Raw genomic sequence first — 13,232 nt, forward strand, 5'->3', positions numbered from 1 at the left:
TCAGTTGCCCTCCCCACGCACGCCGCCCTGCTGGCGGAGGAAGTTGGCCAGCAACTCGTGGCCCTGCTCGGTGAGGATGGACTCGGGATGGAACTGCACGCCCTCGACATTCAGGGTCTTGTGGCGTACGCCCATGATCTCGTCGAGCGATCCGTCGGCATGTTGGGTCCAGGCGGTGACCTCCAGGCACTCCGGCAGGCTCTCTCGCTTCACCACCAGCGAGTGGTAGCGCGTCACCGTCAGGGGATTGGCCAGGCCGGCGAACACGCCGAGGTCCTTGTGGTGGATCGGGCTGGTCTTGCCGTGCATCACCTGCCGCGCCCGCACCACTTCGCCGCCGAAGGCCTGGCCGATGCTCTGGTGGCCAAGGCAGACACCGAGCAGCGGCAGCTTGCCGGCGAAGCGCTCGATCACGGCCAGCGAGACGCCGGCCTCGTTGGGGGTGCAGGGACCGGGGGAAAGGACGATGCGCTCGGGCGCCAGGGCCTCGATCTGTTCCACGCTCAGTTCGTCGTTGCGCACCACCTTGACCTCGGCCTTGAGCTCGCCGAAGTACTGCACCAGGTTGTAGGTGAAGGAGTCGTAGTTATCGATCATCAGCAGCATGCTGGCTGTAACCTCTTGATTTCATTCTTATGCGAATCGCATCACCCGGCTTTCGCCACACCCGTTTCCCGGCGCGCTCGCGGAGGAAGGGGGAGTGGATCGTCGGCATTATGCCTGTGGAAAACGGGGGACGCAGGGAGACGTGACCGGCCAGGCCGGCGAAAAAGAAGTCAGGCGCGCCAGCGCCAACGGGCGAATGCCTTGATGAGGGAGGTGATGATGCTGCTGAGGTGGATCACGATAGCGGTCTCACGGAGCCATGTTGGGGAACATAGCCCAGTGGGGAGGATGGGTGCAACAGCGGGATGTCGGAAGGAAGGCCGATCCGAGAGGATCGGCCGAAAGGTTTAGCGGCAGGCACGCAATGCCGCCTGCAATTCGAGTTCGTAGCCCTGCCGCTGGCGGCGCTCGGCGAGCAATGCGCGAACCTTGGCCTGCAGCGAATCGCCGGCCTTCAGCGTGGCGCCGGCCCAGCTCGGCGGGCGCACGTCAGGTACACGGCAGGGCACTGCGAGGGGAACCTCGACGCGCACGGGGCGAGGTGTCGTCGGCGAGGCTGCGCAGCCCGCGAAAAGCAGACAAAGCCCCAGCAGGAGACGAGTCATAGTCCCAGCTCCCGGTCGATCGCCGCACCTGCCGCCTGGCAGTCCACACCAATGTCGGGTTCCTGGAGCAGACGCACGGCCGCGGCATACTGCTCCGCGGCCTGCGCCCTGGCCTCGCCGAGTGCCTGCTCGACGTCCTTCGCGCGCCTCTCGGCGCTCGCCCGCACCGCCGCCAGCGCGCGCTGCTGCTCATCGAGCAAAGCCTCGAGCTGGCCGCTGGCGACGCGGCTGGCAGTGAGTTGTCCCAGGGCCTCCTCCAGTTGCGGACGATAATGGCGGGCAACCAGGCCGCCGCCGAGCAAGGCGCCGGCCAGCAGGACCAGCAACACGGCCGGCAGGAGCAGAGCGAGCCGGCTCATGACAGCACCGCCCTGGCCCGCTGCCACAACGCCAGGCGCTCCGCCTGGCCATTCAGGCCGCCGTTGATGCGGCGGGTGATGGCAGCGAACTCGCCGCGGTCGGCCAGCTCGTTGAGCCCGTGACCGGCCCACCACCAGGCGGCGCTGCGGGCCGCCGGCACGGGCTGCTCCAGGCGCCAGGGCTCGGCTTCCAGCGGCTCGCCGAGGGCCTCGCCGACCAACCGGTAGTTGGCACGCCCGGTGATTTGTAGCAAGCCACGCCCGCGGAAGCGCCAGCCATCGCCGGACGCTTCGTCGCCATTGCCGTTGCGCGTGGCGTAGGTGTTGTCGGCAATCGCCTGCGGATTGCGCGCCAGCCGCAAGGCCAACGCGTTGGGCTGCCCGTCGGGGCCGAGATAGCGACCCGGCCAGGTCGCCGCCAAGCCTTGGGCGCTGTAATTGAGGTTCTCCACCAGCCGGGTCAACTGGCTGCTTTCGTGGCCGACCTGGGCGAGAAACGCGGCACGCCGCGCCGGTGTGTCGATCTCCCTCTCGTCCATGGCCCGTTGCAACGCCACAACGAAAACGCCCGCGACGAGGCGGGCGTTGGGAAAAATGCGCAGCAATTGCTGCTCGGTCAGTTTCATCGATCCTCCTGCACTCCGATGGGTTTCAGGCGTCACCCCTTGCCGCCTCGGCCGCCGTTGCATTGCACGACAGTGGTCCATCCGCTGGAGCTGTAGGTGTGCTCCACCGAGTCGATCAGGAACTCGCCGTCGATTCCCGCCTTGAAGCCTTGGAGCAGCAGGCTGCGCTCGGCGAACAGGTCGCCACGCCCTGGCAGTTCCAGGCGCACACTGGCGCTGGAGCGGCTGAAGCTCGCCAGGCGAGCCTTCGCCGCCTGCTCGGCCTCTCCACGGCTGGTATAGAGGTGCCGGTCGACATGCTCGCCCATAGCCGTAGCCGGTGCCTTCGGGTTCTTCAACTCGACGCTCTTGACCTCGCCGCTGCCGGGCAATTGGTAGCGGGTCTTCACCGTTCTCATCAGGCTGCGGTCGTCGAAGGTAACGTCGAAGCTACCGACGTCAGCACGTCCCAACACCAAAGGTTCGATCCGACGCCCCGTGGCGCTCTGCCCGCTCTGTCGCGGCAGCACCATGAGCATGCCCTCGGCCAGCTTGGCGGTGCAGTCGTACTGGCGCGCCAGACGGGTGACGAAGTGGTAGTCGGACTCATTGACCTGGTCGACCCGGGCGATCGCCACCTGCAACGGACACTCCACGCGCCAGCCGTTGCGTGCGCCAACATCGCGGCAGACCTGAGCCAGGGTAGTGCCCTCCCAACCTCCGCTGCGTATCGTCTTGCCACTGCCGCGCATGTCGCCGGCCTTGGCAGTGACGGTCAGGCAGTCCGGCGGACCAGCCCACTGCAAGGTGTCCACGGTAAAGCGTCCCATGCGCATCAGTGGCTCGCCGGCATAGCCGAGATGAACCTCCAGCACCGCACCGCGCCTGGGTAAGGCCACCTGTCCATCGCGATCGTCGATCCTCAAGGTCAGGCTGTCGGACTCCATGCCCGGCTTGTCCAGCAGGGTCAGCTTGAGCAGGCGGTCATTCAGCCGCTGGGTGACGTCGGTGCCGTCGGCAACGATACGGAAACTCGGTTGCACCTGGTTTCTCCAGAAAAGAAAAACCCCGCCAAGGCGGGGTTGCGGGTGAGCGGTCGATCAATCCCACAGGCGCACCTGTTCGACATTGACCACCGGCATGTCAGGGAAACTGATCAGCAAGCCGGCGCGGAATGGCTGCTGCTCATCGGCCAGCCCGGGATTGGCGTCGAGGGTCGCCTCGACGCAGCCCAACAGATGGCCATAGACGTGGTAGCAGAGGCTGTCCAGCATGTCGCCGTCAGCGGTTCGGCAGGTCGTCGCCATAGCGCTTGAACTCCAGGTCGAAGGTTTGTTTGCGGGGAGCGCCGTTGCCCAGTAGGGCGCTCTGGTTCTCGCTGATCCGCACCAGACACCAGAGGCCCATCTGCACCTCGCCGTAGCCGCTGCTCAGGATCAGCGGCTCACGCCGCTCCGCCAACCGGCGCAGCGCTTCGAGCTGCTCCAGACCGACGACCTTTTCCTGGTTACCTACCTGTCGACGCAGCGGGAATACCGCACCCTTGAGCAGGATGCTCTCCTCGCCCATGCCGACGCTCTGCAGCGCCGGCCGCCGACCCAGGCGCACCTGCCCGCTCCAGTTGTAGGCACTGTTGCGCTGCAGGGCGTCGAAGGCGGCAGTATTCAGGTTGAAGTAGAACGGTTGGGCATTGGCGGTCAGCGGCTGCAGTACCAGCAGGTGCGGCAAGGACGCTGCGGCCTCGCTCGGGGGCGTCGCCGAGGGTGCCAGCAGCCACGACGGCAGCACCCCCGCCAGCGTCGGACTGATGTCGCCAGCGACCTTGCCGACCGCCTGCGCGGCACTGTTCACCTGCACCTTCAGCGCATCCAGGCGTTCGTCGATACCAAGCAACGCCCGGCTCGCCCGGTCATAGGTGGAGACCACGCGGTTCACCTTGCCCTGCGCCTGGCCGATGCCGCGCATGGCACGCTGCAGCCGGGCAGCCATTTCCGGCGATACGCCGGGCAGGTTCTCCAGCTCCGCGGCTGCGCCGCGGATCTCGCTGATCGCGCCGTTCACCGGAGCGACCACCTTGTCCAGACTCTTGCGTCCGGACTCGCCGGCGCGACCCAGGTACCTCAGGCCGGCCTGCAATTGTTCCAGATATGCCATGGGGACTCCTTAAACCATCGCCGGGTCGTAGAGGCTGCGCCGCTGCCGCTCGTCGGCGAAGTCGACAAGCATGCGTTGCAGGTAGGGCAGCAACTCGTCGGCCAGGCGCTGCGGCTCGTGCACGTTGCCTTGCACCGTCAGGTTGATCTGCGGCGCGAAGGTCCAGTTGGGCGCAGCCGCGACGGGTCCGGCCTGTGGTACGGCCACCGCCGGCTTGTTGTCCGAGGCCGCCGGCGGATCGCCAGCCAGACTGCGCCCCAGGCGCCCCCCCAGTTCGCTACCGCCCCAGGCGCCGATAGCGCCGCCAACCAATCCACCGATCAGCGTACCGACCACCGGCACCACCGAGCCGATGCTCGCTCCCAGAGCGGCGCCAGCCAGGGAACCAGCCAGGGAGCCACCTGCCTCGCCATAGGCAACGGTCTTTTCGCTCTCCGACAGGTCGCTGGAGTAGACCTCAGCAACATCGATCAACGACGAGGCCACTTGCAGCGGCGCGTTGCGTATGGGCAAACGCGACAGGCGCGGCAGCTTTCCTGCCATCGCCCCCAAGCCTCCTCCAGCCGAGAAGCCAAGGGATGGAAGGGAGCGGGCCTTCAGCCCACCGCCCTTGCCTCTCTTCCTGCGTGGTGTTTGACCGCGCTTTCGTTGTGCCGGCCTCCTCGCGGACTCCAGCGTAGAGTCGCCTCCCGGCACCGGCCAGTTGGTAACGAACACGCGTTGTATTTCGCTACCACCCGATACCCGGCCTGCACCCCGTTCGATCAGGTCGCCGACGGCAGCGGTCCCTCGCCGACCGAGCCGACCGCCACGCAGCACGTCGATAGCGCCGCGCCCTCCCTTGTAGGCGAGATACCCGGATAACACCGCACCTGCGGCGGCGGTAAGACCGGCCGTCGTCCGCGGATAGGCTTCGAGCAGCTCCGCAGTCGACTCGCCGAGTGCCTTGCTCCCCTTGGCCAGGTTGTCCAGATATGGATTCAGGGCGCTGCCCAAAGCGGTCTGCGCCCTCTCCCAACTGTCGCTGGAAGCCTTCCACAGCTCCTGGGACATCCCCTTGCGACGCTGCGCATCGCGCTCCGAAGAGCCTACGGAAGACTGCTGGGATTCGAGCAAGCCCTGGAACTCGCCGCGCGACGCTCGATAGGCTTCAAGCGCCGGCGACGCCACGCCGGCGCTGAGCTTGCCGCCCTTATCCCGATAGCGCGCAGCCAGCTCCAGGTTGGCCTCCAGCAGACTCGCTCCGTCCTTGCGCAGCGCTTCCAGGTCCCGGTCGTAGTCCTGGCCATAAGCGCGTTTCAAGCTGCCGCTGCCGACGAACTCCAGCCAGGCCTTCATCCGCACGTCCGCTTTGTCTGGCGTGGTGTTCTTTGCCTGAATCTCCAGCAAGGCACCCAGTGCACCGACATCGCCGGCCGTGGCCTCTCCCGCATTGCCCAGCGCTGACAACAAGGCAGGCAGGCGACGCGCCAGGGCCTCACTGCCGACTCTGCCTTTACCCAGGACGACCAGGCGGTCGAGGGAGGCGGACAATTGCTCTGGCGAGTCCGAACCCTGGGCCAGTTGCAACGCTCGAACCAGCCCCGCAGCCTCGGCTGAAGCAATCCCTTGGCCAAAGCCGAAGCGGCCCGCCAGTCCCAGATTCATTTGCGCGGCGGCGAACCCCATGCCGGTGGCGTTCAAGTGCTCCAGCATGTCCAGCGTCGCCGTGCGTCCCAGGCCGCTCTGGCTTGCACTGTCCTGGATCAGGGATGCCAAGGCTGGCTCCCGGCCGGCGTCCAGGCCGTTGCGGATCGCCAGGTCGCGCAACCGCGCTTGATAACCGGCAGCCGTCTTGCTGGCTTCCACGACCAGTCCGGAAAATGCGCTAGCCAATGGCATTGCCTGGCTGGCCTGCTCCAGCCGTTGCAGGCCGCGGACCTGCATATCCAGGCCACGCTGCATCTCGCCCAGTCGAGCGTAGGCATCGCCCGCGGCCCTGGCCTCGATGCCGAGTCGCTTCAGTTGCTCCTGGCGTTCGCCAAGCTGCCGGGCATGCTCAGCAACGCCGCGATCCCCAACCTTGCGCATATCGGCGAGCTCTCGCTCCAGGCGTATGGCGTCTCCCAGCACATCCCTCAGGCTGGAAGCCTGGCGGGCACGTTCCTGGAGACTGTCGAGCCGTGCCTTGACGGTCTCGAATGCCTTGCCCAAGGAGGGGTCGGCGATGCCGCCGATGGAGACCACCAGGTCCATGTCTTTACTCATGACGGTTCGTCTCGTCTGTTATCGATGTCCGCCTCCGCGGACCTACTGAAGTAGCGCGGGCGCCGCTCGCCTGGCGGACGGCGCCGTCGCTCACTCCTCGCCCTCGGCGAGCCACCAGAGCAGGTCGCCCAGGGTCATGCGCTCCAGTTCGCTGGCCTGGAAGCCCAGCTCAATGGCCAGGCGCCTCGCCAGTTGACGCATACGCGAAGGTGTCGTCCGTGTCGTCTTGCACCAGGCGAAAGTAGGCGCCTTGCAGCCGCTGGTAGTCGCTCAGCTTCAGCCCCTCCAGGTCCTGGCGGCTGACCTGCGCCAGCGAGGCGAACAGTTGCAGTTCGCGCTCCTCGGCATCGTCGCCGGCCACCTTGCCGGCCAGGCGGATATCACGCACGGTGGGTGCACGCAGGGTCAGCGTGTCGACGCTGACCCCGTTGCACTGTGCCGGACGCGAGAGACGAACGAGGGCGGCGTCGGCATCCAGCGTCAGCCAGCCCGGCAGTCGATTCTCTTGGGTCATGTCCGGAGCTCCTCTTACAAGCCGAGGTCGTTGCGCATGCCGGCCAACTGGTCGACACCGTTGATCGCGCGGACACCGTTGACCGGATCGATCTCGTAGACCTCGCGGCCATCGACTTCCAGCTTGTAGTAGCTGACCGCAACGGCGTACTTGAACTCGGCTTTCTCGCCGGCTTTCCAGTCGCCCGGGTCGACCTCCTTGAGCAGGCCGCGCAGGGTAGCCACCAATGGCACGCTGGCGCCCTTCTGGCCCTTGAAGGAGCCACGGAACACGCCATTGAAAGCGCTCTGGTCGGCCAGGCCGAAGAAATTCAGCGCTTCTCGGCGGGCACCGTTGGTGGAGAACTTGGCTTCCATCGCCTCCAGGCCCATGTCGATGGATACCGGCGCATCCATGCCGCCGGCACGGTATTGCTCGGTCTTCACAGCCAGCTTGGGCAGGGTCAGGGATGGCACGTCACCGGCGAAGCTCACGCCGTCGATGAACAGATTGGTATTGGTCAGGGTTTGCGGAATCATCACGGGCGCTCCTTAGGCGACATCCAGAACTTCGGTGAGCCACTGATCGGTCACCTCGACACGGAAATTGGGGTTCTCGGCAGGCGGCACATCGGTGAAGCGGATGTTCCAGTACACCTTGCCCTGGGCCAGCTGGCTGGCGCTGTTCAGGTCCGGGTCGGCATAGACCTCGAAGTTGATCACCGCTCCCTGGTTCTTCAGATCGCGCATGAAGGCGCGCAGGCCCTCGGTGACATCCTTCACGTAGGTCTTGGTGATACCGCGGTCCACCGCCCACTTGTGCCCGGCGAGGATCGCATCCATCACCAGGTCCATGGTCCGAACACGGGTGACGAAAGCCCACTTGCTGTCGCTGGACAAGGTGCGGTTGCCCCACAGGCGATAGCCATCGTCGCGAATGATCGTCGCGATATTGGCGTTGTTGAGCAGGTTGGCGCGACAGGTCTCATCGCCGTCGAGGAACTCCACCGGACGGCTGGTGCCGGTGACGCCCTTGATCTCCTTGTTCGACGGCGAGGACCAGAAGCCGTACTCGGCGTCGGTCCAGGCGAACAGGCCGGCGGCGTAGGCCGAAGCCGGGGCGTTGCGCGCGGCATTGGTGGCGCTGTCCCAAACCTGAACGCCCGGGTCGACCATGAAAAGGCGCTTGCTGCCGAAGTTCTTGGCGTAGGCGACGGCCGCCTCGTCGGTGCTATTGGGACCATCGAGAATGGCGATGGCCCGCAGTTTCTCGGCCAGCCCGTCCATGGCGGTGGCCACCGCTTGCTGGGCCGAATGACCCGGCGCAACTAGTAGACGTGGCTGGGCATTGAAGCGGCTCTTGCCGTCGAGCAAAGCCTGCAGCCCGGTGCGCTCGCCGGCGGCACTGATACCACCTATGACGGCGCTGGCCTGGGCCTCGGGAGTCTCCGCGGCTTCCACGCCCACCGCCACGATCACGGCCTGGGCACGGTTATAGATGGCCTCGCAGGCCAGGTAGATAGACGAGCCGATGCCGAACGCCGCGGCGGCGTCCTTCTTGCTGGTGAGCAGCACCGGGACGTTGGGCTTGGCGCTTGCCTGCGCCCCCGGCGTGAACACATCGCAGAGGCCGATGACGGAACTGGCCGGCAGCGCGATGGTGCGCGCACCGATATCGACGTTGGTTACCGTAACGCCGTGGAAGAAACTCATAGGTAGATCTCCATTAATGAAAAACCCCGCACAAGGCGGGGTTCAGGGGGTGATGAGCGATTGGAGCCAGGCAGGCGGCTCGGGCCTTGCGTTCAGGTCGGGAAACTCCGCGGCAATAGGCCAGTCGCGAAGAACGGCGCGATAGAGAGTTAGCTCACGAAGCTGCTCCTGGCTCAGAGTCGTAGTTTTTCCCAGGTCCTGCTCGTCACGATGCCGAGCGAGAGGCCCGTCGGTGAGCTGTAACTGCCGGTCGCGCCAGATGCGTTCCCGTTGGACCAGAATGTCCTTGGCCGGAGCCGGTGGATCGACGCAGATAGGGCGACCGGTGTGGTCCGTGACAATTCGTTTCCCTTCGCTCTGCGCACGAAGAAGAGCCTGGTACTCGGCGTCTTCGAGAGGATGCATTTCATCCTCCAGAGGCATGCGGGACCCATGAATTTCCTTCGAATAAAAGCCGCCCGTGGCGGCATGGAAAAAAATCATTTTCACCTCAATAGCCGATGGCCATCACTCTGATGCCATAGTTTTGAGCCAGTCCGTAGTACTCGGAGGAAACGATCACACATCCCGTGTTGCTGACGCTGACATCGGCGACCGTAACGGTCGACGCGGACGTCGCTGGTCGCCCCACCTCCTTGACAGTCGGTACGACATGCAGACAGGCGCTAGGGAACGCGATCGGGAACGTCAAGGTACGATCGATTATTCCACCGGGATGATCTCCTACGTTCACCTGCATCCACTGGACGATCAGACCGGTATCGTTGTCCTTCCACCAACCATTGAGCGCCCGGCTCGCCGTGGCCGGCACTCCGGCACCAATGTTGTTGCGTGCTCCGGCCGCTGTATTGGCGCCAAGGCCACCACGAGCGAGAGGCAAGATGCCGGAGGTGATCTGGCTGGTATCGTGGTTATGCCCTGAGGGCGGGAAAGTTGCCGGCTTACCCGGCAAAGCCGCCCAGGTAAATCCCGCCTTTGGCAGGTAGCTGGCCGGATCGAAGTTTCCATCGTCCCAGTTCTGCCGCCACGGACGCCAAGAGCCCGCATAGCAGCAGCGCGAATATGTGCTTCCGTTGAGTGTTACGTAGGTCTGATAGATATGGTCTGCATGTGCGCGGTAGACAATCAGCAAACCGGCCAGCCCCACGGGATAGTTAGCTCCACCCGCCGCCCATTCCGATGTCGATTGCAACCACCATCCGGAATTGACGAAGCTGTTTATATTGACGCCATTTCCAATGGATCCGTCAGTCGTCTTCGTGAAGGAACCTCCAATGTCGCAACGCTGCCAGGGCAACCACTCCCGGATGCTAGGGTTGGCCGCGTAGGACACCCGTACATACATCTCGGATGTAGCGTTGTAGCTCGTTGCAATCTGCGAAGCATTGCCGTTCTGATCCGGATAGAACATCGACTGGATGTAGAAGTATCGTCCGGCAACAGGTCCGTTCGCATGATTGGTCAGCATCAACGGCACGGTCGCGGTGTTCGGATCGCTACTGTTCGAGACAGCAGTAGCCAACCCGCGCGCGAATACCGGCAAACGCTGCTCGGCCAGCACCCCGCTGACCAACTTCGAAGCATCCAGCCCGGGAATGTCCGTCGCCGCCAGCGCCATTCCAGCAGTCACCCTTCCCTTCGTATCCACGGTCACCTTCGGATAGCTGCCCGCCGCCACACCGGTAGCGGAAAGACTCAGCGGCGCAGAAACATTGGCACTGCCGTCGAAGGTCACCGACCAGGAGGCATCGCCACTGGCTGCCAGGCTACGCGGTGCGGCCAGCCTGCTGGATGACACGGCGTTGCCATCGACTCGCAGCGCATCGGTAATGCCATAGCCGGCCAGGGTGGTGGCCTTGTTCGCTTTCTGCGCCAGTTTTCCATCGGTATCGGCCTTGGTATAGGCATCTCCGATCGCATAGCCGGCCAGGGTGGTCGGATTGCTGCCCTGGGTGACCACCCCGTTGGCGTTCACCGTGACCGAACGATAGCTGCCCGCCGTCACGCCGGAAGGCGCCAGACCAATGCTGCGGTCGGCAGAAAGATCGCCCCCACCGACCAAGCCATTGCCAGCCAGAATCTTGCGGCCCTTGAAATCGGCAGCGACCTTTTCCTTCACCCAGTCCTGAGTGGCGTAGATGATGCCGTTGTCGATCAGCAGCTGGACATTCTCCAGGCCGGAGAGCGCGATGTTCACCCGAATGGTCTGGGTCCGCGCACTGCCACTTTCCATTGCAGCCTTGTAGCTGGGCGGGCAGTTGGATACCGCGACGAACTTGCCGTCGGCATCCTGCAGGCCGATCTCGCGGATCCAGAAGCCACCTACCTCAACTGGCAGCACCACCTCGGCAACCAAGGTATTGGCGTTCTTGTCGGAAACGAACAGCCGATTCAGCTGAGCCCGATGGCGTTGGTTGATCAGGCTCTTCTGCGCCGCAGAAGGCAATGGATCCGGCGTGTCGCCCGGCGCACCGCCGGCATCGCCGATCAGCATATGAGTCGGCTGCCATTTCTTGCCTGCTGCACTGGCCGCAGCCAGCGCAGCGGCACCTATGTCGGTGAGCAGGCCACCGTATTTCGGAGTATTGGTCGTCATGTCACTGTTTCCAGGGGAAGATTTCCAGGGTGTCGCCGTCGGTCACGGCCAGTCCGTGACGGGACCGGATTACCGGGGTAATGCGCAGGTCCAGCCGGGTCAGGTGTCTGCTCACCGGGCGGACGTCATCGAGCAAGCGCTCCAGCTCCAGTACGGTGCCTTCGTCGATGCCACGGTCGCTGACGTCCACGGTGATCTCGAAGGTCCCCGGCACGCCAAGCGGGCTTCGCTGCCACCATTCGGTGACCTCGCTCAGCGCACCGATCGGCTCGACCACTTGGCGCAACGCGGTCAGCGTGCCTTTGCGCTGGTGCAGGACGAAGGACGTCGCTACCGCATTGCGCTTGGCCTCGTCGCTCCAGTCCGGGTCCCAGCGGTCCACCGAGCGCGTCCAGGCCAGGTAGGGCAGCAAGGCCGCCTCACAGCGTGCCGGATCGTTAAGCTCACGAAGCGGCACCGGCAGCTCGGCAGGCAATACATCACCCAGAGAGCGTTCCAGAGAACTCCTGTTTGGCGGCAGCAGGCGGCTACTCATCGACGCCTCCCAAGGTGATCGCGTACCCCGTGCAATAGGCCGCCTGGGTTTCATCCAGGACCACGTCGGCCGCAGGCTCCTGCAGTTCGACGCGCTGCACGCCTTCGACATGCAGGGTGGCGAACAGGGCCGAACGCCGGATGTCGCGGCCCAGGCGGCGCTGGGCGGAAATGTAGTCGCGCAGCGAAGCCTCGGCGGCGGCACGGATCAGCTCGGCCTCGGGGCCGGGAAACAGGTAGAGCTGCGCCTTGACCTGATAGGGAACGATTCCTGCCGAGCGCACCGTTACCCGATCCGCGACAGGACGCACGTCCTCCGCGTTCAGCGCCAGGCGCACTGCCTGCAACACCGTTTCCGGTGCCTGCCCGTTGCCTTCCACCCCGAGCACGCTGATCAGCACTTCGCAGGGCGCCGGACTGGTCGCAGAGGCATCCGCCACCCTTCCATCCGCGCCCAGCGCATGGGCTATATAGGCGTTCCGCGGTCCTGCGACGGATAGCTGCTCGAACGCGAGCTGGATGCGATTGCGCAGCGACTTGTCGCTCTCGTACTGCGCCTCCACCGGCGGTACCGCCTCGGGCTGAGCGGGCCTGATCAGCAAACGCTGCACATTGAAGCCGGCACCGATCTGGTCGAGATCGGCACCGCTGGCGTATGCCAGCATCACCGCCCGCGCCGCATCGTTGATCCGCGCCCGCAGCAGCAGTTCTCGATAGGCCGCCAGTTGCAGAAGTTTGAGAACCGGATCGGACTCCACCTCCGCTGTCCATTCGCCAGCCATGGCTTCGCGGAAGTCGCCCAACAGCTCTTGGTAAATCGTCTCGAAATCGAGGTTTTCGATAACCTCTGGCTCCGGCAACTGGGAAAGATCGATGATCACGCCGAGACCTCCATATTGATGTTCTCGCCCTCGAACACGCCGCTCAGGAGCAGATCCACGCGGCCATCGACGACCGCGACGACTCGCACGGCAGACAATGCGATGCGCGGTTCCCAGCGCCCCAGGGAACGGGCTACCTCGGCCTGCACGGCGCTTTTCCAGCCTTCGCTCACCGGCATGTCGACCATCCGCCGCAGCTTGCTGCCGTACTCGGGGCGCATGCGCCTGCTGCCCAACGGGGTGGTCAGGATGTCCTCGACGGACTGTTTAAGATGAGCCAGGCCGGACAGGGGCAGCCCGCTACGGCGATCCATCCCGATCATCGCCCTGCCCTCCCGCTCCGGCAGAGACAGGCCGCGCCTGGCTCCGAATGGCTGTGAGTGTTGCCCATGGCGAACTCCGCAAACGAAAATGCCCGCTCGCGCGGGCCGGTTGAATGT

16 protein-coding genes are annotated in these 13,232 nt (G+C 64.9%); all 16 read right to left on the reverse strand.

Annotation, left to right across the window (positions count from 1 at the left end):
• Window positions 1-606, reverse strand: coding sequence for an aminodeoxychorismate/anthranilate synthase component II (locus tag ACTJJX_RS02135; protein WP_003113175.1), 606 nt, complete (start codon window positions 604-606; stop codon window positions 1-3).
• Window positions 607-953: 347 nt separating this feature from the next.
• Entirely contained in the window at window positions 954-1,211 is a 258-nt protein-coding gene (locus ACTJJX_RS02140; protein WP_003118919.1) for a hypothetical protein, read from the reverse strand.
• Complete coding sequence (locus tag ACTJJX_RS02145; RefSeq protein ID WP_003121852.1) at window positions 1,208-1,570, reverse strand: hypothetical protein; 363 nt, start codon at window positions 1,568-1,570, stop codon at window positions 1,208-1,210. The genes ACTJJX_RS02140 and ACTJJX_RS02145 overlap by 4 nt, the downstream gene beginning before the upstream one ends.
• Entirely contained in the window at window positions 1,567-2,196 is a 630-nt protein-coding gene (locus tag ACTJJX_RS02150; protein WP_003113192.1) for a glycoside hydrolase family 19 protein, read from the reverse strand. Before ACTJJX_RS02150 ends, ACTJJX_RS02145 begins: the two co-directional genes overlap by 4 nt.
• A gap of 32 nt (window positions 2,197-2,228) precedes the next feature.
• The gene (locus tag ACTJJX_RS02155; protein ID WP_003113193.1) at window positions 2,229-3,218 is read right to left on the reverse strand and encodes a phage late control D family protein; all 990 of its coding nucleotides are present in this window, start codon (window positions 3,216-3,218) and stop codon (window positions 2,229-2,231) included.
• 57 nt (window positions 3,219-3,275) lie between these two features.
• Window positions 3,276-3,482, reverse strand: a complete 207-nt coding sequence (locus ACTJJX_RS02160) for a tail protein X (RefSeq protein WP_003101635.1) — start codon at window positions 3,480-3,482, stop codon at window positions 3,276-3,278.
• Window positions 3,457-4,329 (reverse strand): phage tail protein, encoded by an 873-nt coding sequence (locus tag ACTJJX_RS02165; RefSeq protein ID WP_003113194.1) that lies wholly within the window; start codon window positions 4,327-4,329, stop codon window positions 3,457-3,459. Before ACTJJX_RS02165 ends, ACTJJX_RS02160 begins: the two co-directional genes overlap by 26 nt.
• A gap of 9 nt (window positions 4,330-4,338) precedes the next feature.
• Complete coding sequence (locus ACTJJX_RS02170) at window positions 4,339-6,576, reverse strand: phage tail length tape measure protein (protein WP_019416282.1); 2,238 nt, start codon at window positions 6,574-6,576, stop codon at window positions 4,339-4,341.
• Window positions 6,577-6,745: 169 nt separating this feature from the next.
• A complete protein-coding gene (locus ACTJJX_RS02175; protein WP_003085178.1) occupies window positions 6,746-7,090 on the reverse strand; it encodes a phage tail assembly protein in 345 nt (114 codons plus the stop codon).
• A gap of 14 nt (window positions 7,091-7,104) precedes the next feature.
• Window positions 7,105-7,608, reverse strand: a complete 504-nt coding sequence (locus ACTJJX_RS02180; protein ID WP_016852416.1) for a phage major tail tube protein — start codon at window positions 7,606-7,608, stop codon at window positions 7,105-7,107.
• A gap of 12 nt (window positions 7,609-7,620) precedes the next feature.
• On the reverse strand, window positions 7,621-8,781 hold the full coding sequence (locus ACTJJX_RS02185; RefSeq protein ID WP_003121848.1) for a phage tail sheath subtilisin-like domain-containing protein: 1,161 nt from the start codon (window positions 8,779-8,781) through the stop codon (window positions 7,621-7,623).
• Between the two features lie 42 nt (window positions 8,782-8,823).
• Window positions 8,824-9,264 (reverse strand): hypothetical protein, encoded by a 441-nt coding sequence (locus ACTJJX_RS02190; RefSeq protein WP_016852415.1) that lies wholly within the window; start codon window positions 9,262-9,264, stop codon window positions 8,824-8,826.
• Window positions 9,265-9,271: 7 nt separating this feature from the next.
• Window positions 9,272-11,377: a phage tail-collar fiber domain-containing protein gene (locus ACTJJX_RS02195; RefSeq protein ID WP_003161927.1), complete on the reverse strand. Its 2,106-nt coding sequence runs from the start codon at window positions 11,375-11,377 to the stop codon at window positions 9,272-9,274.
• A 1-nt stretch (window position 11,378) separates the two neighbouring features.
• On the reverse strand, window positions 11,379-11,912 hold the full coding sequence (locus tag ACTJJX_RS02200; RefSeq protein WP_003118911.1) for a phage tail protein I: 534 nt from the start codon (window positions 11,910-11,912) through the stop codon (window positions 11,379-11,381).
• On the reverse strand, window positions 11,905-12,792 hold the full coding sequence (locus ACTJJX_RS02205) for a baseplate assembly protein (RefSeq protein WP_003161928.1): 888 nt from the start codon (window positions 12,790-12,792) through the stop codon (window positions 11,905-11,907). The genes ACTJJX_RS02200 and ACTJJX_RS02205 overlap by 8 nt, the downstream gene beginning before the upstream one ends.
• A complete protein-coding gene (locus tag ACTJJX_RS02210; RefSeq protein ID WP_003085143.1) occupies window positions 12,789-13,115 on the reverse strand; it encodes a GPW/gp25 family protein in 327 nt (108 codons plus the stop codon). Before ACTJJX_RS02210 ends, ACTJJX_RS02205 begins: the two co-directional genes overlap by 4 nt.
• Between the last annotated feature and the right edge of the window lie 117 nt (window positions 13,116-13,232).

Source organism: Pseudomonas sp. 22490 (assembly GCF_052044465.1).
GTDB classification, from domain to species: Bacteria; Pseudomonadota; Gammaproteobacteria; order Pseudomonadales; family Pseudomonadaceae; genus Pseudomonas; species Pseudomonas aeruginosa.